The following is a 20,625-nucleotide window of genomic DNA, read 5'->3' on the forward strand; positions in this document are numbered from 1 at the left end:
AGCTGCGGCTGCCCGAGCGCCGCGCGCGCGCGCCGGGGGACGAGGCCGCGCCCGCGGCGCCGCTCGCGCCGGAGGCGGCGCACCTCGCCGGCCTGCACGCGCTCGGCGACGCGGTCGTGCGCCGGCCGCTCCTCGCCGGCAACTCCGTGGAGCTTTTGCCCGGCGGCGCGGTGGCCTATCCGGCGATGATCGCCGCGATCGAGTCGGCGCGGCGCTCGGTCACCTTCTGCACCTACATCTTCGACCCAGGCGTCGCGGGCGAGGCCTTCGCGGAGGCGCTCGCGCGGGCGCAGGCGCGGGGCGTCACCGTGCGCGTCCTCGTGGACGCCGTCGGGGCGCGCTACCGGTTCCCGCCCGTGCACACCCGCCTGCACCGGCGCGGCATCCGCACCGAACTCTTTCTCCCGCGGGTCACCCCCGCCTTCCTGCCCTTCGTGAACCTGCGCAACCACCGCAAGATCCTCGTCGTGGACGGGCGCGTCGGGTTCACCGGCGGGATGAACGTCCGCGACGACTTCCTCCCGCCGCCGGGCGGCGGACCGCCGTTCATGGATCTGCAGGTGAAGGTCGAGGGGCCCGTGGTCGCGCACCTGCAGGGCGCCTTCGCCGAGGACTGGCTCTTCACGACGGGGGAGTCGCTCGAGGGCGACGCGTTCTTCCCGCCCATCCGGCGCGCGGGGGAGGTGGTGGCCCGCGGCGTGGCGGACGGCCCCGACGAGGACTTCGAGGCGATCCGCTGGGTGCTCCTCGGCGCGCTCGCGACGGCGCGGCGGAGCGTGCGGATCGTGACGCCGTACTTCCTGCCCGACCCCGGGCTCATCACCGCGCTCTCGGTGGCGGCCATGCGCGGGGTGGCGGTGGACGTCGTGCTGCCGGAACGGGGAAACCTGCCGCTCGTGCAGTGGGCGCAGACGGCGCAGCTCTGGCAGGTCCTCGACCGCGGCTGCCGGGTGTGGATGACGCCGCCTCCGTTCGATCACACGAAGCTCATGGTGGTGGACTCCGTCTGGACGCTCGTGGGCTCGGCGAACTGGGACCCGCGCAGCCTGCGGCTCAACTTCGAGCTGGCGGTGGAGTGCTACGACCCGAACCTCGCCGCCCGGACCGAGGCGCTCGCCGAGGAGCGCATCGCGCGCGCCCGCGAGGTGACGCTCGCCGACGTGGACGCCCGTACGCTGCCCGTGAAGCTGCGCGACGGCGTGGCCCGGCTCCTCTCGCCTTACCTGTGACCCGACGCCGCTCCCGCGCCGGGAGGTGCCCCGCGGAGGCGGAGCCGGCGACCGGGGAGGGCCCTTATGCTCCGGGCGCATGTCTCGAGCACGCGCCGCCGCGGCGGGCCTGGCGCTCCTCGCCGCCTGCGCCCACGCGCCCGGTCCCGGGGCGCGCTTCGTCTGCCCGGCGCGGGGCGGCCCGCCGTGGAGCGAGCTCACGACTGAGCACTTCGTCGTCTCCTCGGACGTCCGCCGGGGCGAGGCGGTCGAGCTCGCGCGCGAGCTCGAGGAGGTGCACGCGTGGGTCGTCGCGGCGCTCTTCCCCCGCGACGCGCCGAGGCTCGAAGGCCTCGTGCGCGTCGTCGCCTTCCGCACCCCGGAGGAGCTCGACGAGTTCGCGCCGCCCGGCCTGCGCGCGCTCTTCTCGCACAACGGCCTCGGCGAGCCGGTGATCGTCCTGCCCGGCGCGCTCGGCCCCGCGGCGCGGCGCCTCGTCGCCCACGAGCTCACGCACGTCGTGGCGTACCACGCCTACCCGCGCCAGCCGCGCTGGTTCGGAGAGGGGCTCGCCGGGCTCGCCGAGGCGGAGCGGGACGAGACGGGGCGGCCCGTGTTCGGGCCGCTGCCGGCGCACCGCGCGCGCGGGTTCCTCACGCACCCGGTGAGCGTGCCCGAGCTCTTCACGTGGGACGGACGCCCTCACGACGGGCGCTACCACGACACCGCCACCGTCCTCGTGCACTACCTCCTCGCGCGCGAGCCGGAGCGCCTCGCGGAGCTGCGCCGCCGCCTCGCGCGCGCCGAGGAGCCGGCCCGGGCCTGGCGGGAGGTGTTCCCGGCCTGGGATCCCGCCGGCGGCCACCCCGAGACGCTCGATCCGGCGCTCCTGCAGCACGCGCGGGCGGCGCTCGCGCCCGGGGGCGAGCGCCCCCGCATCGCCGTCCCGGTCGACCCGGTCCGCGCCGCTCCGCGCGCGCGCACCCTCTCGCCCGGCGAGGTGCACGCCACGCGCCTCGCGCTCACGCGGTTCTCCCGCGGCGACGCGCGCGCCGGCGCGGCGGAGCGGGCGGAGATGGAGGAGGCGCTCGCCGAGGATCCCGATCACGTGCTGGGACTTCAAGTAAAGGCCGCGCTCGACGGCCTCGAGCCGCTCCCCCTCGCGCGGCGCGCGGTGGCGAGCCACCCGGAGGACGTGCGCGCCTGGCTCTGGCTCGCCGCGGCGGCGCGCCCCGCGGGCCTCGAGGCGGAGCGGTTCCACGCGCTCGAGCGGGCGGTGGAGGTCGCGCCCAAGAGCGCGATGGCGGCGAACAACCTCGCCTGGAACCTCCTCCTCCGCGGCGACGCGCGCGCGGCGCTGCCGCTCGCCGAGCGGGCGGCGGCGCTCTCTCCCGGCGACCCCATGATCCTCGACACGCGCGCGGGCGTGCTCGAGGCGCTCGGGCGCTGCCCCGAGGCGCTCGAGACCGCGGAGCGCGCGCTCGAGCTCGTGCCCGAGGACGCGTCCGACGTCGCGCGCGCGCCGTGGCTCGAGCGCGCGGAGCGGCTGCGCGGGCGCTGCGGCGCGGCGCCGGTGCCGGTCCAGAATCCCGCGCGCTGAGGCGCGCGTGCGCGGCCGCGCGCAGGAAGCGGGCGTCGCCATCGCGCGCCGGGCCCGCTCCCGCGGTGGTACGCTCGCCTCCGCGAAGGGGGCGCCATGGAACGAACATCCCGGGGGTTCCGCGAAGGGCTGCGGCGGGAGCTCCCCGCCTGGCGCACGGAGGGGCTCGTCAGCGACGAGGCCGCCCGCGCGCTCGCAGCGCGCTACGACCTCGCCCGCGCGGAGCCGGGCGGGCCGAGCTTCCTCGCGGTGTACGTGCTCGGCGCGCTGCTCGTCGGCGCGGGCGTGGTGTCGCTCGTCGCCTGGCACTGGGAGGCGATGAGCGCCGCCGCGAAGCTCGCCACGCTCGGCGTCGCGATGGCCTCCGCGCACGTCGCCGGCTTCTGGCTGTGGAAGAGCGGCCGCTCGGAGCGGCTCGGCCACGCCCTCACGGTGCTCGGCACGCTCGTGTTCGGCGCGAGCATCGGGCTCGTCGCCCAGATCTTCCAGGTCTCCGGCGCCTGGTGGGGCGCCTTCGGCGCCTTCACCGTGGGAGCGCTCGCGGCGGCGCTCCTCTACGACAGCGTCCCGCAGCTCCTCCTCGCCGCGGTGGGCGGGCTGTGGCTCTTCGGGCCCGGGCTCGCCAGCGATCACGGGCTCTTTGGGATCGCGCTCGGCCACGCCGGCGCCGCGGCGGCCGCGGGCCTCGCCTGGCGGGCGCGCTCGCGCGCGCTCCTCGTCGTCGGCGCGGTGGGCGTCGCGCTCACGCTCGCAAGCGCGCTCGACGCGCTCCACGCCGACGCGGCCGTCCTCCCCATGATCGCCGCGCTCGGCGCCGCGCTGGCGGCGGCGGCCCTCGTCGTGCGCGATCCGGCGCGGCTCCCGCTCGGCGCGGCGGCCCGCCTCCTCGGGCGGCTCGCCTTCTACGGCGCGGCCTACCTCCTGTCGTTCCACGAGCTGGCGAGCCACCTGCGGCTCGAGCAGGGCGTGACGCGCGACCTCGCGCTCGGCGTCGTGCCGCTCCTCGCCGCCGCCGGCGCCGGGCTCGCGGCGGGGCTCCGGCGCGACGACGTGGACCCGCTCGCCCGGGGCGAGGCGATGCTGCTCGCCGCGACCGTGCTCGCGGTGGTGGCGGGGCTCTCGCTCGAGGCCGGCCGCGGGGCCACCCTCGTCGCGAACCTGGCCCTCGCGTTCCTCGCCATCGGCCGCATCGTGCGCGGGCTGTCCTGGCTCTCGCGCGGGCCGTTCTGGGAGGGCATGGCGGTGGCGGGCGTGCTCGTGGCGAGCCGCTTCCTCGAGATCGAGACGCGCCTGTGGCTGAAGGGCGCCGCGTTCATCGCCTGCGGCGTCCTGGTCCTCGTGGCCGGCGTCGCGTTCGAGCGGCGCCGCGCCCAGCGCGAGGAGGTGGACCATGCGCTCGCGTAGCCCCCTGCGGCTCGCCGCCGTCCTCGCCCTGCAGGTCGCCATCCTGGCGGCGATCCCCCTCCGCCAGGTGCGCGCGCGCCTCGACGGCACGGTGGTGACGCTCGAGACCGTGCCGTTCGATCCCTTCGACGTCCTCTCCGGCTACTACGCCACCCTCCGTTACGCCGCGGAGTCGCCCCCCGGGCTCGTCGAGGCGAAGCTCGCCCCGGGTGACACGGCCTTCGTCGTGGTGGAGCACGCCGTGCCCGCCTGGCGCGCCGTGGGCGTCGCGCGCGAGCCGCCGCCCGCGAGCGCGAGCGGGCGCGTGGCGCTCCGCGCGGTGATGACGCGGCGCGGGCTCGAGATCGTCTCGGCGGGGCGCTTCTACGTCCCGGAGAGCCGCCGCGCCGCGGTGGACGAGGCCCTGCGCGCGCGCCGGGGGAAGGCCCTCGTCGACCTGCGGGTGGACGGGGCGGGGAACGTCGCGCTCCTCAGGCTGCGCGACGGCGAGCGCGTGCTCGCCGAGTGAGCCGCAGCGAGGACGTTCAGCCGTGCGCCGCGCCGGCCCCGCGGTGGGCGCGGCCGGTGAGCGTCCGCGTGGCGGTGGGCTCCGCGGGGATCGCGAGCCGCGCCACCGTGCCGCCCCCCTCGCGCTCCTCGAGCGCGAGCGTCCCGCCGTGCGCGTCCGCGACCTTCTTCGCGAGCGCGAGGCCGAGGCCGGTGCCCTTCTCCTTCGTCGTGAAGAACGGCCGGAACAGGCTCGCCCGCGCGTCCGGGGCGAGCCCCGGCCCGCGATCGCGGATCTCGATCGTCGCCTCGCCGTCGGCGGCGCGGGCCACGAGCTCCACCTCGCTCGCAGCCGGCGCGGCCTCCACGGCGTTCCGCACGAGGTTCACCGCCGCGCGCCGGAGCTGCTCGCGGTCGGCCTTCGCCTCGCCCTCGCCGTCGAACGAGACCGACACCTGGCGCTGCGCCGCGAGCGGGGCGGCGAGGTCCGCCACCTCGGCCACGAGGAGGCGCAGGTCCACCGGCTCGCGCAGGGGCGGCCTGGTGCGCGCGTAGTCGAGGAACTCCTCGACCACCTTGGAGAGCGCGGCGAGCTCGCTCTGGATGCGCGAGACGTGCGGCGCCTGCGGGCCGCCCTGGAGCTCCTCGGCGAGCAGCCCGGCGAAGAGGTCGAGCGCGCCGAGCGGGTTCCGCACCTCGTGGGCGATCCCGGCGAGCAGGGTCTCGCGCTCCTCGTCGCGCGCGCGGAGCGCCCGCCGCATCTCCTCGAGCGTGTCGCGCAGCGTGCCGATCTCGTCGTGCCGCTCCCGCCGCCACAGCGGGGTCTCGAGGTCGCCGCGCGCGATGCGGCGGGCCGCCTCGGTGAGGCGCGTGAGCGGGCGGGTGACCGAGAGCGACGCGAGCGCGGCGACGAGCGCGCCGAGCACCGCGCCGGCGATGGCCACCGTGCCGAGGAGCCGGCGGAAGCGGCGCAGCGTCACGAAGGATGCGGCGTTGCCGTCCGCGCCCACCACCGCGAGGACGTTGCCCGCCTCGTCGGCGAGCGGGGCGTAGCCGGTCTTGTAGAGCCGCCCATCCGAGCCCTCGAACAGGATCTGGCTCGCCATCGCCCGCCCGGCGGCAGCTTCGGCGATCTCGAAGCGATCTCGCTCGAGCGCGGGGACGGGCTCGCCGATGGGGATCCGCCCCTCCGAGTCCACGAGCGCGGTCCGGTCCGGGCGAACCACGAACAGGCGCGTCCCGGTCGCGCGCGCCACGGGGAGGAGGCGCGCGCGGATGTGGCCGTACGTCCGGGTCGACTCCTGGCCGGCCTCGAGCCGGGCGACGCGGTCGGCGGGCAGCGCGGCGGCGGCGGCGCGGGCGGCCACCACGAGGCGCGCCGAGAGCTCGTCGTCGAGCGCGCGGCGGGCGAGCCGGTCGGCGACGAGCGCCATCACCGCGAGGGAGAGGAGCGCGGGCAGGAGCGCGGCGAGGGCGAAGCGGAGGCGCACCGGGCGATGCTACCCCGGCACGGGCGCGGCAGACGACCGCCCCGCCACGCCGCCCTCGGCGGGAAGCGCGCCGCTCTGCTCGAGGAGGAAGTCGCGCACCATCGGGAACACCACCTCCGGCGCGTTCCGTCCGAGGAGCACGTCGCCGTGGCCGTAGTCCCGGCCGCAGCTCCAGTAGCGCTTCGGCCCGGCCCAGCGCCGGAAGGCGGCCTCGACCACGGCGGGCGGCGCGAGCCCGTCCTTCTCGGCGGAGACGAAGAGCGCGGGCTGGCGAGCGCTCGCGAGCAGCGCGCGGTAGTCGCGACTGCCGTCCATGGAGCGGAACGAGTCCTCCCGCACGAAGGCGGCGAACTGGGCGAGCACGCCGGGCTGCAGGTTCTCGATCGCGTTCGCGAGCATGCGCCGGTAGACGGGCCGCTCGACGTTCCGCATGTTGATGGCGAGATCGGCCGCGGCGGGGTGCCAGTAGCCGGAGAACGGCGCGAGGAGCCGCGAGCCGAGCCGCAGGAACCCGCCGAGCGGCAGGTGGCGGAGCTTCACCACCGCGCGGAGCCGCTCCTGGACGTCGAAGTGCGCGGGCGCGGCGAGCGCCACGAGCGCGGCGACCCGCTCCGGGTAGAGCGCGCAGGCGGCCATCCCGAGGAGCGCGCCCTGGCTGTGGCCGACGAACAGGACCTGCGCCTCGCCGGTGGCGTCGCGGATCGCGTCCAGGGCGGCGGGCACGTCCTCGCGCAGGTAGGTGTCGAGGTCCCAGCGCCGGGTCGGCCCCCGGCGCGAGCCGCCGTGGCCGCGGAGGTCGAGGGCGAAGCAGTCGAAGCCGGCGCGGGAGAGGAACGCGGAGAGCGAGTAGCGCTCCACGCCGAAGTCGAGCGCCTGCCGGTTCATGGCGATGCCGTGGACGAGCAGCACCGGCGGGCGCCGCGCCGGGCCGCGCGGGCGGCGCCGGCCGAGCGCGAGCGTCCAGCCGTCGCCGGTGCGCGCGGGGACGACCTCGTCCTCGCCCGGCGGTGCGGCGAGACGCCACTGCCAGAACGCGTAGTGGAGGGCGGTGAGGACCGCGAGCGCGGCGACGGCGAGCAGCGCGAGGAGAGGGCCGGACATCGGGCGCGGATTGTAGCCGGGAGCGCCGCGGGGCGTGGCCTGACGGTTGCAGCCCAGGCTCCCGTGGCCCTCGCTCGAACGGTCGAAGCTCTGCACTCGGCCGTCTCTGCGTGGGACGCGCGAGGAAGCGAAGCCGGTGAGAAGATTGCTGTCTGGTTCTCGTGCAGCAGCCTGCTCGAATTCCAGGCAGCACGCCCGCAGGGTGAGCAGGCGGGAGCAGTTCCGTCGGGCGCGTTGACCGGCGGCCAGGGCCGGGCGTAGCGTGGAAAAACAGACACTTACCCACAGGGGTGCGCCGTGAAGAAGGTCGAGGCGATCATCAAGCCGTTCAAGCTGGACGAGGTGAAGCAGGCTCTTTCCGAGGTGGGCGTCGCCGGCCTGACCGCCACCGAGGTGAAGGGCTTCGGCCGCCAGAAGGGGCACACGGAGCTGTACCGCGGCGCCGAGTACGTCGTGGACTTCCTGCCGAAGGTGAAGGTCGAGGTCGTCGTCTCCGACCAGCTCGTCGGCCGCGTCGTCGAGGTCATCGAGCGCGCCGCCAAGACCGGCCGCATCGGCGACGGCAAGATCTTCGTGCTGCCCGTGGAAGAGGTCATCCGCATCCGCACCGGCGAGCGCGGCGACGAGGCGTTGTAGGCGGGAGCTTGTCCCGGAACGGCAAGGCTCCCCCGCTGCCGGCGGCGCTCGCCCGCGCCGCGGTGGACTCGATCGCCGACGCGGTGGTGATCGTGGGCGCCGACGGCGGGGTGGTGCACCTCAACCCCGCCGCGGAGGAGCTCTTCGGCCGCAGCCGCGAGCGCGCCGTCGACCTGCCGGTGCGCGCGCTCCCCGGCGGCGCGCAGCTCGCGATCCTCTCCGAGCGCGTGCGCATCTCGCAGGAGAGCCAGTCGATCGACTACCCGAGCCCGCAGGACCCGGGCATCGCGGTGTCGGTCGAGGCGGGCCCGCTCCTCGACGGCCCCGCCTGCGTGGGGACGGTGATCGTGCTGCGCGTGCCGCGCGCCTCCGAGCGCGCGCTCGACTTCGAGGCGCTCGCCGCCGGCCTCGCGCACGAGATCCGCAACCCCCTCGCCGGCCTGCAGGGCTCGGCCGAGCTCCTCGCCCGCGAGGCGGAGGGCCCGGCGCGCGAGTACGCGGCGGTGATCGCGCGGGAGGCGAAGCGCGTCGACGGGCTCGTGCGCGAGCTGCTCGACCTCGCCCGCCCGGCGGCGCTGCAGACCGGGCCGGTCGACCTCCACGACGTGGTGGGGGACGTCCTCGTGCTCGCTCGCGGCATCCCGGGCGCCGAGAAGGTCACGTTCGTCGAGCGCTACGACCCGTCGCTGCCCAAGCTGCACGGCGACGCCGAGAAGCTCACGCAGGTGATGCTGAACCTCGTCCGCAACGCGCTCGACGCGGTGGCCGGCCGGGCGGGCGCCCAGGTGGTGCTCGAGACCGCGGCCTCCTCGCTCCGGCTGCGCGCCGCGAGCGGGCGCACCCGGCCGCTCGCGCGCATCTCCGTCCAGGACAACGGCCCGGGCATCGCCGAGGCGATGCTACCCCGGCTCTTCACGCCGTTCGCCACCTCGAAGCCGCACGGCACCGGGCTCGGCCTCGCCGTGTCGCGCCGCATCGTCGAGGCGCACGGCGGCCGCATCGAGGTGAAGAACCGCGCCGCCGGAGGCGCCGAGGCGAACGTCTACGTGCCGCTCGACGTCTGAGGGCGCGCGAGGGGGCGGCGGCCGCCCGGCGCGTGGCGCGCTGGCCCCGTCCTTGCTTAAGCCAGGCGGCAGATCCTGACCGGAGGCGTGGTGCGCAAGGTCCTCATCGTCGACGACGAACCCTCCGTGAGGTTCGTGCTCGCGCGCACGTGCGAGCGCGCGGGCGTGCCGTTCGAGGAGGCGGGCAGCGCCGAGGAGGCCCGCGACAAGCTCCGCGCGCTCGGCGGCGGCCGCAACGGCGTCGGCCTCGTGCTCCTCGACGTGCGGCTGCCCGGGGACGATGGGTTCAAGCTGCTCGGCGAGATCGGCGGGCGCTCCGACTCCCCTTTCATCGTGGTGATGACCGCCGAGGACACGATGCGCTCGGCGGTCGAGGCCATGAAGCGCGGCGCCGCGGACTACCTCGGCAAGCCCTTCGACCTCGCCCGCGTCGAGAAGCTCGTGCGCGACCTCGCGGCGGCCGAGCCGGAGGGCGCGAACGGCCACGAGGTGGCCGAGCCCGGCGGGCTCGAGCGCCACCTCGACGCGAACGCGGAGCCGCGCCGCTACAGCGAGATCGCGCTGCCGGAGACCCTCATCGGCCGCTCGGCGGCGATGATCGAGGTCTACAAGGAGATCGGGCGCGTCGCGCGCACCGAGATGACCGTCCTGCTCATGGGCGAGTCGGGCACCGGCAAGGAGCTCGTCGCCCGCGCCGTCCACGCGAACTCGACCCGCTCGCGCGGGCCCTTCATCACGGTCAACATGGCCGCGATCCCGAAGGACCTCATCGAGAGCGAGCTGTACGGCCACGAGAAGGGCTCCTTCACGGGCGCGGTGGAGCGTCGGCCCGGCAAGTTCGAGCTCGCGAGCGGCGGCACGCTCTTCCTCGACGAGATCGGCGAGATGCCGATCGAGCTGCAGGCGAAGCTCCTGCGCGTGCTGCAGGAGCGCGAGGTGGATCGCGTCGGCGGCACCCGCCCCCTCGCGGTGGACGTGCGGATCGTCGCCGCCACGAACGCCGATCTCGCGCGCTCCGTCGAGGAGGGCCGCTTCCGGCGCGACCTCTACTACCGGCTCGCGGTGGTGCCGATCCGGCTCCCGCCGCTCCGCGAGCGCGAGGGCGACGTCATCCTCCTCGCCCGCCACTTCGTCGCGAAGTACGGCGAGCAGCTGAAGGGGCGCCCGGTGGCGCTGGGGCGCGACGCGGAGCCGCTCCTCGCGGGCCACCCCTGGCCTGGCAACGTGCGCGAGCTGCAGAACGTCGTCCAGCGCGCGCTCCTCAAGCTCGCCGGTCCGCGCCTCGGCGCGAAGGACCTCGCCGGCCTCTTGCCCGTCGCGGCGGGCCAGGAGCGCGGCCTGAACGGCCTCGTGGAGACGATCCTCGACGCGCCCGCGCCGGAGGGCGGCCGCTACCACGCCGCCCTCGCCACGCTCGAGGCGCCGCTCCTCGCCGCCGCGCTGGCGCGCACGAACGGCAACCAGCTCCGCGCCGCGGAGCTCCTCGGCATGAACCGGAACACCCTGCGCGAGCGCATGCGCGCGCTGGGGATGAAGGCGAAGTAGCCGTCCGCCCGCCTGCCCGGACTCGCCGAGGGCGGCCCCGGGGAAGGCGCCCGCCCGCCGGGCCCTCGTGGAACGGCGCCCGGGAACGGGGCAGACTGCGGCCCGCTGCCCGAGATCCGGGCAGCACGCTGCCCAGCGGGCACGCAGGAGGAGGCGGGCCCCGCCTGGATCAGGGCTGCCTTCGCGATCCGGGGCGTGGCATGCAGCGTGCTATCCCCCCGCCCGTTCCCCCCACCGACTCACGGAGAGAAGACCCGATGCCGAAGATGACGCCGAAGCAGGCCCTCGACCTCGCGAAGGAGAGAAAGGCCACCTACGTCGACCTGAAGTTCATGGACTTCGTCGGCATCTGGCAGCACTTCTCGATCCCGCTCTACGAGCTGTCCGAGGAGGTCTTCGAGGCCGGCCTCGGGTTCGACGGCTCCTCGATCCGCGGCTGGCAGGCGATCCACGCCTCCGACATGCTCGTCATGCCGGACGCCGAGACCGCGGTGATCGACCCGTTCATGGCGGAGCCCACGCTCTCGCTCATCTGCAACGTGGTCGACCCGATCACGAAGGAGCCTTACTCCCGCGACCCGCGCAACATCGCCATCAAGGCCGAGAAGTACCTGAGGTCCACCGGCATCGGCGACACCGCGTTCTTCGGCCCGGAGCCGGAGTTCTTCATCTTCGACGAGGTCCGCTACGACCACGGCGTGAACCACGCCTTCTACAAGGTCGACTCGGGCGAGGGGCAGTGGAACACGGGCCGTGAAGAGGCCGGCGGCAACCTCGGCTACAAGCCCCGCTACAAGGAGGGCTACTTCCCGGTCGCCCCGACCGACTCGCAGCAGGACCTCCGCACCGAGATGTGCCGGGTGATGGAGTCCGTCGGCATCCACGTGGAGCGCCAGCACCACGAGGTCGCCACGGCCGGCCAGGCGGAGATCGACATCCGCTTCGAGTCGCTCGTGAAGTGCGCCGACAACCTCCAGTGGTTCAAGTACATCATCAAGAACGTCGCCCGCCGTCACGGCAAGACCGTGACGTTCATGCCGAAGCCGCTCTACGGCGACAACGGCTCGGGCATGCACGTGCACCAGTCGATCTGGAAGAGCGGCAAGCCGCTCTTCGCGGGCGACGGCTACGCGGGCCTCTCGGATCTCGCCATGTGGTACATCGGCGGCATCCTGAAGCACGGCCCGGCGCTCGCCGCGCTCTGCAACCCCGGCACGAACTCCTACAAGCGGCTCGTCCCGGGCTTCGAGGCGCCGGTGAACCTCGCCTACTCGGCGCGCAACCGCTCCGCCTCGATCCGCATCCCGATGTACTCGCCCTCGCCCAAGGCGAAGCGCATCGAGTTCCGCTCGCCCGACCCGTCCTCGAACGGCTACCTCGCGTTCGCGGCCATGCTCATGGCCGGCCTCGACGGCATCGAGAACAAGATCAACCCCGGCCAGCCCCTCGACAAGGACATCTACGGCATGTCGCCGGAGGAGCTGAAGGACATCCCGAAGATGCCGGGCTCGCTCGACGAGGCGCTCGAGTGCCTCCGCCGCGATCACAAGTTCCTGCTCAAGGGCGACGTCTTCACCGAGGACGTGATCGAGACCTGGATCCAGTACAAGTACGACAAGGAAGTGAACCCCGTCCGGATGCGCCCCTCGCCGATGGAGTTCGCCCTCTACTTCGACATCTGATGCGCGCGCTGCGCGCGCGCGTCAGATGTCTCAGACTTCGACGGTGTCTACGTAGGGGGGCGTTGCCCCCCTACACCCCCCGGCAAGTCACGGCCGCCCGCGAGGGCGGCCGTTCTCTTTTGCGGGCCGCACGCGGGGTGACGGTGTGGCCTCCCTCTGCTACACCTCGCGCCTTGGCCTCCCTCCGGAACAGGCTCTCCCACGCGCTCGGCGGCCTCCCGGCGACGTTCTGGATGCTCTTCACCGGCATGCTCGTGAACCGGCTCGCGAGCTTCGTCGGGATCTTCCTGGCGCTGTACCTCGTGCGCGAGCGCGGCCTCTCCCCGAGCGCGGCGGGGCGGATCGTCTCGCTCTTCGGCGTGGGCGTGCTCGTCGCCGGCCCCCTCGGCGGAACGCTCGCGGACGCGATCGGCCGGCGCGCGACCATGCTCCTCTCGCTGGGCCTCGGGGCGCTCGCGGTGGGCTCGATCGGCTTCTTGCGCGCGCCCTGGCTCCTCGGGCTGTTCGCGTTCCTCGCGGCGGCCACGAGCGAGCTCTACCGGCCGGCGATGAACGCGGCGATCGCCGACCTCGTGCCGCCCGAGGACCGCACCCGTGCGTACGGGCTCGTCTACTGGGCGGTGAACCTCGGCTGGAGCATCAGCCTCGCCTTCGCCGGCCTCGTCGCCGAGCGGAGCTTCCTCCTGCTCTTCCTCGCCGACGCCACGACCTGCCTCGCCTTCGCCGCCCTCGTCTTCCTGCGCGTCCCGGAGACCCGGCCGGCGGGGGCGCAGGCGCACTCGCCGCTCGCGGGCCTCTCCATCGCTTTCCGCGACGGGCAGCTCGTCACGTTCCTCTTGCTCCACCTGCTCGGCCTCGTGGTGTTCCTCCAGTTCCAGCTCGCCGCGCCGCTCGACATGGCGGCTCACGGGATCGGGCCGAAGGGCTTCTCCCTGCTCATGGCGATGAACGGGTTCGGGGTGGTGCTGCTCCAGCCGCTCCTCGGGCCCGCGCTCCAGCGGCGGGACGGCGCCAACCTCCTCGCCCTCTCCGCGCTCCTCTTCGGCCTCGGCTTCGGGGTGAACGCCGCGGTCGGTACGGCCCTCGGCCAGGTGGTGGGTCCACTCCTCGTGTATGGTTCCGGCGTCCTCTTCTGGACGGTGGGCGAGGTGGTGGGGTTCCCGACCGCGAACGCGCTCGTCGCGAATCTCGCGCCCGCCGCGCTGCGCGGTCGCTACCAGGGCGCGTTCTCGATGGCGTGGGGCGTCGCCTTCACGCTCTCGCCGCTCGTCGGCGGCGAGGTGCTGACGCGCTTCGGCGCGCGAGCGCTCTGGCTCCTGTGCCTCGCGCTCGGGTCGCTCGTGGCGGCCCTGCACCTCGCCGCGGCGGGCCCGCGCCGCCGCCGCCTCGCCGCCCTCCGGGCGCACGCACCGCCGCCCGGCTGAGCGGCTGCTGTCGCCGTGCTGCCCCTCCACCGGGGAGGCGACATCGGCCGACCGTCCGCAGCATGGGGATCGGAGGAGGCCGGCATGGGCGCGCGACGGACCGGGATCGACGGGCTGTTCGAGGAGCTCGAGCGCGTGCGCGGGAGCGCGGTGAAGCGGTGCGCTCCGTACGTCCGGGCGCTCGAGCTGTTGCCCGAGGCGCTCGCCGGTCCTGCGGCCCGGTTCCTGGCCGCCGCGTGGGAGCGGCGCACGTTCCACGTCTACTGGGAGCGGCCGCTCCTGCTCCTCGCCGCGCTGCGCCACGATGCGATGAAGGAGGGCGAGGGCCACCCGCTGTTCGCCGCCTTCGCGGCGCCCGCGCCGAGTGCCGCCGCGGTCACCGTCGACGCGCTGCGCGCCGCCCTCGACGGCACGCGCGAGCGGCTGTTCGACACCCTCGCGGAGCGGAGCCTCCAGACGAACGACACCTCGCGGGCGGTCGCGTGGCTGTGGCCCGCGGCGCTCGCGGGGCTCTCGAACGGCGCGCGCCCCTTGGCGCTCGTGGACGTCGGCGCGAGCGCGGGCCTGAACCTCGTCGCCGACGCGCTGCCCGCGATCTGGACGGACGAGGCGGGCGCTCCGCTCGAGGTCGCGAAGGGGGTCGCCGCGGTGACGCGCCTCGGGCTCGATCCCGCGCCGCTCGACGCGACGAGGCCGGAGGACGCGGAGTGGATCCGCGCGTGCATCTGGCCCACCGACGCCGAGCGGCTCGCCCGGCTCGAGCTGGCGCTCGGGGCCTACCGGCTCGCGCTCCGACGCCCGGACGCGCCCGTGCTCGCCCCAGTGGCGGCCACGGCGGTGCCGGCGCGGCTCGACGTCCTCTCCGCCGCCGAGCGCGGCGCGCTCGTGCTCGCCTACCAGACGGTGATGCGCGACTACCTTCCGCCGCAGGAGCGCGCCGAGTACGCGGCGGGGATGCGGGCCTGGCTCTCGGCCCAGCCGCCCGGCCAGGCCCTGTGGGTGGAGCTCGAGGCGGCCGGGCCGGAGGCCGGCCCCGAGGAGCCGGCCGCGATCATCGCGCACGTCCGGTCCCCGGCCGGCGCCGTGAAAGACCTCGTCCTCGCCGGCTGCGGCTTCCACCCGACCCGCATCGCGCGGCGCACCGGGGCGGTCGCCGAGCTCGCGGCACTCCTCGCGCGCGAGCCCGCCGCCGCGCACCCTTGACCGGGCGCGCAGAGCTCCTCCTCGCCGCCGCCCTCCTCGCGACCGCGGAGCCTGCCGCCGGCGCGGAGTGGGGCGTGCAGCTCCTCGTCGGCGGGCCGCTGAACCTGCGGACGCCGCTCACGATCCGTCAGCGCGGCGAGCCCGATCTGCACCTGCGCGCCCGCTGGGCGACGCGGCCGTTCGAGAACCCGATCTATTACGGCATCGGCGGCTTCCGCCGCGAGGGCGGGCGCGAGATCTCGCTCGAGTTCCTGCACCACAAGATCTACCTGCAGAACCCGCCGCCCGAGGTGCAGGACTTCTCCGTCTCCCACGGCTTCAACCTGCTCGTCGGGTCCTACGGGATCGAGGTCGCTCGTGGCGTCTGGACGCGCCTCGGCGGCGGCCTCGTCCTCGCGCACCCGGAGAGCACCGTCCGCGGGCAGGCGCTCGACGAGGGGCGAGGTCTCTTCGGCCTCGGGTTGCACCTCGCCGGGCCGGCGCTGGCCGCCGGGATCGAGGGGCGGCTGCCGCTCGGCACCGATCGGCTCCGGCTCACGGTCGGCGGACGCGTCGTCGGCGCCTACGTCGGCGTCCCGATCGCGAACGGGAGCGCGCGCGTCCCGAACGTCGCCTTCCACGCCACCGCGGGCGTGGACGGGGTGCTCGCGCGATGAGCGCGCCGGAGGCGGCGCCGTCGCGCCGCCCCCGTTCTCGCGTTAGCTAGAAGATGTAGATGAGGCGGAGCCGCACCTCGTCCGTGTTGGTGTTCGTCGCGGCCCCTTCGTTCAGGCGGTGGCGGTACTCGAGGATGCCCTGGGCGCCGTTGAGCGCCGCGACGTTGACGGCGCCCACCACCGCCTGCTGCTCGTTCGACGAGCTCTTGTTCGAGGGGTCGAACCAGTCGTAGCGCACGGCCGCGCCCACCATCGGCGTCACGGAGGCGAACACCTCCCCGAACGCGCCGTTCGAGCGCGACTTGCCGCCCGTCGCGCCTCCGGCGAAGCCCGTGTCCCAGCCCGCCACGTAGCCTCCGAGGAGCGAGAGCGGAGGCACGCGAGCCCCCCCGAACCGCGGCAGCGGCAGCGTGCCGTACACGGTCAGGCGGTCGAACTTGTCGGTGAACTCCGGGCCGGGCGCCGCCACCGTGCCCGTCGGCACGGTGAGCTTGCCGTGGTAGTAGTGCGCGCTCAGCGCCGCGTCGCCGAAGAACTGGTTCGCGAATACCTGGTAGTCCTTCGAGTTGTAGTTCGGATCGTCGTTCGCGCGAGACAGCGCGCCGCCCTGGAAGGGATCGGCGATGAACCGTCCCTCCTCCTCCCGGACGACGAGGCCGTTCAGCACGCTCGCTGCGATGTTGAAGCCCGCGAACGTGTAGCCGAGCTCGATGCCCGCCTGATCGAACCCCCACAGCGTGAAGAAGGTGTTCCCGGCCCCGGCGCCGTAGCGCGCCGGCACGCGCTGGAACAGGGGGCGGTTGATGGTGATCGGCCGATCGCTCGCGCCGTAGCCCTCCCACGGGTGGAACACGCCGACCCGCGCGTTGAAGCGGCTCGCCGCGCTCCCGAACGTCGCGCGCACGTAGGCGTTCTCGACCTCGAACCCCTCGCCCGGCGCGAAGGAGAGCTCGCCCTCCGACGACCACCAGCGGCCGAACGAGCCGACGAGCGGATACAGCGTGGTCTCGAAGTACGAGATCTGGCCGCGGTTGGTGGTGGTCCCGCCCGTGCGGGTCCGCACGAAGCTCGGCTCGGTCTGCAGCCGGGCGGCGAACATCGTGCCGAAGTCCGGCAGGTCCTTCTGCTTCCGATCACCGATGGTGTCCGGCGTGCGGAAGCCCGAGTTCCGGTACTCGTAGCCGAAGCGGTTCAGGCGCGGGATGGTGGTGTGACACGTGGTGCAGTCGAAGCCCTCTCGGCGCGAGAAGTTCGGCATCGCGCGAGCCGAGCCACCGGCGAGAAACACTACGAGCGCTACTGCGAGGCGCTTTCGCATTTGACCCTCCGTGCCACGCAGGCTAGCGCGGCGGAGGGGCCGGGCGCGCACCCCATGCTCCCGGCTCCTTTCGAGCGTTCGGACCACCGGGCCAGTGCCTGGCCGCTGGCGGTGCGAGGGCGCGTCGGTCCGGCGGTTCACATGGCGAGGCCGCCGTCCACGTCCACGCACCGTCCGTCGAAGTAGTCGCACTCGACGATGAAGCGGAGCGCCCTCCAGATGTCCTCGGGCGTGCCGATGCGGCCGACCGGGATCGCCGCGACGAGCGCGTCGCGGGCCTTCGCGTTCATGCCCTGCGTCATCGGCGTCTCGATCATGCCCGGCGCGATCGCGCCGACACGGATGCCGAACGGCGCGAGCTCGCGCGCCCAGGTGACGGTGTTCGCCGCGAGGGCGGCCTTGGCCGCGACGTAGTTCGACTGGCCACGGTTCCCGTGGCGCGCCACGGACGACATGTTCACGACGACCCCCGGGCGCGTGCCGGCCCTGGCCAGCGTCGCGGCGACCTCGCGCGCCATCAGCGTCGCGCCGGTGAGGTTCACGCCGATGACGGCGTCCCAGTCCGCCCGCGGGAGTGTGGTGATCTCGCCGGTGGCGCGATCCCGCTTCACGAGCAGCCCGTCACGGATGATTCCGGCGTTGTTCACGAGCGCGTTGAGGCCCCCCATCGCCTGCGCCGCCCACGCCACGAACGCCTTCACGTCCTCCTCGTCGGAGACGTCCAGGCGGCGGCGGTGGACGGCCGCGGGGAGCTCGGAGAGCTTCGCCTCGTTCACGTCGCCCGCCGCGACCACCGCGCCCGCCTCGGCGAGCCGGTGGACGAAGTGGGCGCCCATCCCCTGCGCACCACCGGTGACGATCACCTTCAGCTCTCTCAGCTCCATCGGCGCGTTCTCCCATCGTTGACGTCGTTCAGCCGCTCCCGCCGTCCCCGCCCACCGCGGCGCGTCCCCACCGGCGACGTCGTACGCTCCGTCGACGCGGCGGCGCACGCAGGCGTTTGACGCCGGCCCGCCTCTCCGGTTATGCGCCTTGGCCCCATGGCCACGCACCCCAGGCTCGCAGCGCCAGCCCTCCCGGAGCCAGCGCACAGGAGGGGCCCTCCGGGCCGAGGCGCCTGGTGGCGAGAGCCGACCCGCCCGCAGTGGCTCTCGTTCCTCGCCGCCTGGCTCGGCTGGGTGCTCGACGGCTTCGACTTCACGATCTTCCTCCTCGCCATGCGCGACATCGCGAAGGAGTTCGGCGTCACCTACGTCGCGACCGCGGGGAGCATCACCCTCACCCTGCTCGTGCGGCTCGCGGGCGGGCTCGCGGCCGGCGCGCTCGCCGACCGGGTCGGGCGGAAGCTCCCGCTCATGATCTCGATCGCGTGGTTCGCGCTGTGCGACGGCGCGGTCGCCTTCGCGCCGTCGTTCGGCTGGGTGCTCGTCTTCCGCACGCTGTTCGGGTTCGGGATGGGCGCGGAGTGGACGGCCGGCGCCGCGCTCGCGATGGAGAGCTGGCCTGTGCGGAGCCGCGGGATCGCGTCGGGCCTGCTCCAGGGGAGCTGGGGGGTTGGCTTCATCCTCGCGGGCGTCGCACACGCGTGGGTGGTGCCGGCCTTCGGCTGGCGCCCGCTGTTCCTCCTGGCCGCGCTTCCCGCGCTGCTCGTCATCCCGATCCGGCTCCTCGTGCAGGAGAGCGCGGAGTGGCGCCGCGCGGCGCGGGAGCGCCCGCGGACCTCGCTCGCGGAGCTCGCGCGCGAGGGGGTGCTCCTGCGGATCGCCTGGGCGAGCGCTCTCCTCGGGATGAGCTTCTCCGTCTACTACGGCCTCACCGGGCTGTGGCCTGCGCTCCTGCAGGGCGAGCTCGGCCGGCCTCCCGGCGACGTCGCCGGGCTGGTCACGCTGTTCAACGTGGGGATGATGGTGGGCGCGGTGGGCTGCGGCTGGCTCGCGAGCCGCGCCGGCGTGGTCCCCGCCCTCGCAATTCCGCTCGTCCTGCTCCTGCCGGCGCTGCCGCTCCACGTCGGCCTCGCGCCCGGCCTCCTGTGGGCGGGTGCGCTCCTCGCCGGCGTGCTCGGGGCGGGCACCTCCGGCGTGACGCCCATGCTCTTCACGCTGCTCTTCCCCCCGCACGTGCGCGCCCGCTCGATGGGCGTCGCCTACCACGTGGGCGCGCTCGTCGCCGCGGTCACGCCGACCCTCGTGGCCGCACTGCACGAGGACGCGGGGGTCCCGCTCTCCCGCGCCATCGCCGGCGTGGTCGCCGCCGCGGCCGCGCTCACGCTGGCGGTGCTCTTCCTGCGCCCGCGCGGTGCGCTGCCGGACGGCGGGGCGCCGCTCCCAGACGACACCGCGCGCTGACGTTCAGCGCAGCGCCGCGGGCCAGAAGCGCCAGGTGCACGCGGCCTCGCTCTCGAGCGTGCCGGCCACCTCCTGCACGAGGGTGCCGTCCGGGCCGATCCACGGCGCGGGCGGCGCGCGCCAGGGGAAGCGCTCGCAGGCGGCCGCGCCCGGGAGGGCGAGCGTGCCGCACACCTCGCCGTCCGGCGCGACGATCTCGAGCGTCTGCGCGCAGGCGCCGCTCCCGTCGGGCGCGCTCCGCGCGAGCGCGTAGGCGCGACCCCCGAGCACCCGGTGCAGCGCGGCGCCGCCCGCCGCGGCGAGCCACGCGGGGACGGGGCCGCCGGCGAGCTTTCCCGCCTCGAAGCGCCGCACGAACGCGCCCGCGCCGTCCTGCAGGGCGAGGCTCCCGTCGAGGAGCGCGACGAGCGTCCCCGGCGCGGCGACGCCCGCGTCGAACGGCGGCCCGAGCGGCGCGCCGTCCGCATCGAACCAGCGCGCGGCGACCGCGCCCGGCGCGCACGGCGTGACGCCCGACCAGAGGACGAGGATGTGCCCGGCCGGATCGGCCCCGACGGCGAGGGCGGCGGAGGAGCGGAGCACCGGCGCGTCCGCCTCGCGGCGCGAGACCTCGACCGTGAAGAACGCGCGCAGCGCGCCGGGGGCGTCGAAGCGCGCCGCGTAGATCCCGTTCTCACCCTCCGCGTCCCCCGGCCCGGCGGAGACGACGAGCGCGCCGCCCGCGCCGTCCGGCGCGACCGCGTAGGGCCCCGAATAGCCCGCACGCTGCTGCAGGAGCGTGAAGCCGGACGGCCATGGATCCGCCGAGACCGGCGTCGTCCGTCCGTCGGCGGTGAAGGTCGCCGCGCCCGAGGCGTGGCGGTAGGCGAGGAAGCCGGACGGCCCGCCGAACACCTCGGCGCCCCCGAAGAGCTTCGCGGGGTCCGCCGCGTACCAGGCCTGAGCGCCGTCGGCCCTCCAGACCGCGAATGCGCCCGTGGCGTAGGTCGGCCCGTAGAGCAGGCCCGCCGCGACCGCGCCCGTGCCATCGGTGGTGGCCGCCGTGCACACCGCACCCGCGCCGAAGGCGGGAAGGCTCGCGGTGATCGCGGGGGGAAGCGCCGGGACGGTGATCCCGGCGCACGACCCGCCGGTGGGAGCCGGGGCGGGTAGCTCGGGAGCCCTCACGCAGGTGAGGCGGGTCACGTCCGCGTCCGAGAGGCGGCTGCTGCCGGTCCCGACGCCGTCCTTCGCGCCTGGATTCCCGCACGCCGACAGAACGACCACCGCCAGGAGCACGTTCGCCCGCATCGGGACCTCCGCGGCGAAACCTACGTGCGGTGGGTCGGCCAGGCGACGCCCGTCCGGCGCGCCCCTCGGGAGGCTGGGCGGGATACCGACGCTGCTCGCGCGGGCGGCTTGGTGCATCGGGAGGGCCGTGATTCAGAAAGTACGGCGGTCCGGATGAGGCTCGGCCCGGGCGA

General features: G+C 74.9%; 17 protein-coding genes. 12 read left to right on the forward strand and 5 right to left on the reverse strand.

Annotation, left to right across the window (positions count from 1 at the left end):
• From MNZ39_RS05055 to MNZ39_RS05070, 4 genes are all read left to right on the forward strand, one after another.
• Window positions 1-1,229 (forward strand): phosphatidylserine/phosphatidylglycerophosphate/cardiolipin synthase family protein (locus MNZ39_RS05055; protein ID WP_242335477.1); only part of this gene is annotated, 1,229 nt, incomplete at its 5' end.
• A 79-nt stretch (window positions 1,230-1,308) separates the two neighbouring features.
• Window positions 1,309-2,808: a hypothetical protein gene (locus tag MNZ39_RS05060; protein ID WP_242335479.1), complete on the forward strand. Its 1,500-nt coding sequence runs from the start codon at window positions 1,309-1,311 to the stop codon at window positions 2,806-2,808.
• A gap of 96 nt (window positions 2,809-2,904) precedes the next feature.
• On the forward strand, window positions 2,905-4,212 hold the full coding sequence (locus MNZ39_RS05065; protein WP_242335482.1) for a DUF2157 domain-containing protein: 1,308 nt from the start codon (window positions 2,905-2,907) through the stop codon (window positions 4,210-4,212).
• Window positions 4,199-4,720, forward strand: a complete 522-nt coding sequence (locus MNZ39_RS05070; protein ID WP_242335485.1) for a GDYXXLXY domain-containing protein — start codon at window positions 4,199-4,201, stop codon at window positions 4,718-4,720. The genes MNZ39_RS05065 and MNZ39_RS05070 overlap by 14 nt, the downstream gene beginning before the upstream one ends.
• A 16-nt stretch (window positions 4,721-4,736) precedes the next feature.
• Here the strand turns inward: MNZ39_RS05070 and MNZ39_RS05075 are convergent, their stop codons facing one another.
• Both MNZ39_RS05075 and MNZ39_RS05080 read right to left on the reverse strand, forming a co-directional pair.
• Window positions 4,737-6,188 carry a PAS domain-containing sensor histidine kinase gene (locus MNZ39_RS05075; RefSeq protein ID WP_242335488.1) on the reverse strand — a complete coding sequence of 484 codons (1,452 nt, stop codon included), beginning with the start codon at window positions 6,186-6,188 and terminating at the stop codon, window positions 4,737-4,739.
• A gap of 9 nt (window positions 6,189-6,197) precedes the next feature.
• The gene (locus MNZ39_RS05080) at window positions 6,198-7,289 is read right to left on the reverse strand and encodes an alpha/beta fold hydrolase (RefSeq protein WP_242335491.1); all 1,092 of its coding nucleotides are present in this window, start codon (window positions 7,287-7,289) and stop codon (window positions 6,198-6,200) included.
• Between the two features lie 297 nt (window positions 7,290-7,586).
• On the opposite strand from MNZ39_RS05080, the gene MNZ39_RS05085 reads away from it, so the two are divergent.
• From MNZ39_RS05085 to MNZ39_RS05115, 7 genes are all read left to right on the forward strand, one after another.
• Complete coding sequence (locus tag MNZ39_RS05085) at window positions 7,587-7,925, forward strand: P-II family nitrogen regulator (protein WP_012099225.1); 339 nt, start codon at window positions 7,587-7,589, stop codon at window positions 7,923-7,925.
• An 8-nt stretch (window positions 7,926-7,933) separates the two neighbouring features.
• A complete protein-coding gene (locus MNZ39_RS05090; protein ID WP_242335494.1) occupies window positions 7,934-8,989 on the forward strand; it encodes a nitrogen regulation protein NR(II) in 1,056 nt (351 codons plus the stop codon).
• Window positions 8,990-9,079: 90 nt separating this feature from the next.
• Complete coding sequence (locus MNZ39_RS05095) at window positions 9,080-10,534, forward strand: sigma-54 dependent transcriptional regulator (protein ID WP_242335497.1); 1,455 nt, start codon at window positions 9,080-9,082, stop codon at window positions 10,532-10,534.
• Window positions 10,535-10,791: 257 nt separating this feature from the next.
• A complete protein-coding gene (gene glnA, locus MNZ39_RS05100; protein WP_242335500.1) occupies window positions 10,792-12,216 on the forward strand; it encodes a type I glutamate--ammonia ligase in 1,425 nt (474 codons plus the stop codon).
• A gap of 173 nt (window positions 12,217-12,389) precedes the next feature.
• A complete protein-coding gene (locus MNZ39_RS05105; protein ID WP_242335503.1) occupies window positions 12,390-13,640 on the forward strand; it encodes an MFS transporter in 1,251 nt (416 codons plus the stop codon).
• A gap of 84 nt (window positions 13,641-13,724) precedes the next feature.
• Window positions 13,725-14,843, forward strand: a complete 1,119-nt coding sequence (locus MNZ39_RS05110; protein ID WP_242335505.1) for a DUF2332 family protein — start codon at window positions 13,725-13,727, stop codon at window positions 14,841-14,843.
• A complete protein-coding gene (locus MNZ39_RS05115; RefSeq protein ID WP_242335508.1) occupies window positions 14,840-15,499 on the forward strand; it encodes a hypothetical protein in 660 nt (219 codons plus the stop codon). Before MNZ39_RS05110 ends, MNZ39_RS05115 begins: the two co-directional genes overlap by 4 nt.
• A gap of 46 nt (window positions 15,500-15,545) precedes the next feature.
• On the opposite strand, the gene MNZ39_RS05120 is transcribed toward MNZ39_RS05115, so the two are convergent.
• On the reverse strand, window positions 15,546-16,757 hold the full coding sequence (locus MNZ39_RS05120) for a hypothetical protein (RefSeq protein WP_242335511.1): 1,212 nt from the start codon (window positions 16,755-16,757) through the stop codon (window positions 15,546-15,548).
• Between the two features lie 197 nt (window positions 16,758-16,954).
• A complete protein-coding gene (locus tag MNZ39_RS05125) occupies window positions 16,955-17,701 on the reverse strand; it encodes an SDR family oxidoreductase (protein WP_242335514.1) in 747 nt (248 codons plus the stop codon).
• 156 nt (window positions 17,702-17,857) lie between these two features.
• Here MNZ39_RS05125 and MNZ39_RS05130 point away from each other — a divergent pair, with 156 nt between their 5' ends.
• Complete coding sequence (locus MNZ39_RS05130; RefSeq protein ID WP_242335517.1) at window positions 17,858-19,162, forward strand: MFS transporter; 1,305 nt, start codon at window positions 17,858-17,860, stop codon at window positions 19,160-19,162.
• Between the two features lie 3 nt (window positions 19,163-19,165).
• Here MNZ39_RS05130 and MNZ39_RS05135 read toward each other — a convergent pair whose 3' ends face one another.
• A complete protein-coding gene (locus MNZ39_RS05135; RefSeq protein ID WP_242335520.1) occupies window positions 19,166-20,452 on the reverse strand; it encodes a hypothetical protein in 1,287 nt (428 codons plus the stop codon).
• Window positions 20,453-20,625 lie beyond the last annotated feature (173 nt).

Source organism: Anaeromyxobacter sp. SG66, from assembly GCF_022690805.1.
Taxonomy (GTDB): Bacteria; Myxococcota; Myxococcia; order Myxococcales; family Anaeromyxobacteraceae; genus Anaeromyxobacter; species Anaeromyxobacter soli.

Coding starts and splice junctions, on each gene's coding strand:
- MNZ39_RS05060 (WP_242335479.1), top strand. CDS start 1,309: ATGTCTCGAGCACGCGCCGCCGCGGCGGGCCTGGCGCTCCTCGCCGCC.
- MNZ39_RS05065 (WP_242335482.1), top strand. CDS start 2,905: ATGGAACGAACATCCCGGGGGTTCCGCGAAGGGCTGCGGCGGGAGCTC.
- MNZ39_RS05070 (WP_242335485.1), top strand. CDS start 4,199: ATGCGCTCGCGTAGCCCCCTGCGGCTCGCCGCCGTCCTCGCCCTGCAG.
- MNZ39_RS05080 (WP_242335491.1), bottom strand. CDS start 7,289: ATGTCCGGCCCTCTCCTCGCGCTGCTCGCCGTCGCCGCGCTCGCGGTC.
- glnA (WP_242335500.1), top strand. CDS start 10,792: ATGCCGAAGATGACGCCGAAGCAGGCCCTCGACCTCGCGAAGGAGAGA.
- MNZ39_RS05110 (WP_242335505.1), top strand. CDS start 13,725: ATGGGCGCGCGACGGACCGGGATCGACGGGCTGTTCGAGGAGCTCGAG.
- MNZ39_RS05120 (WP_242335511.1), bottom strand. CDS start 16,757: ATGCCGAACTTCTCGCGCCGAGAGGGCTTCGACTGCACCACGTGTCAC.
- MNZ39_RS05125 (WP_242335514.1), bottom strand. CDS start 17,701: ATGGAGCTGAGAGAGCTGAAGGTGATCGTCACCGGTGGTGCGCAGGGG.
- MNZ39_RS05130 (WP_242335517.1), top strand. CDS start 17,858: ATGGCCACGCACCCCAGGCTCGCAGCGCCAGCCCTCCCGGAGCCAGCG.
- MNZ39_RS05135 (WP_242335520.1), bottom strand. CDS start 20,452: ATGCGGGCGAACGTGCTCCTGGCGGTGGTCGTTCTGTCGGCGTGCGGG.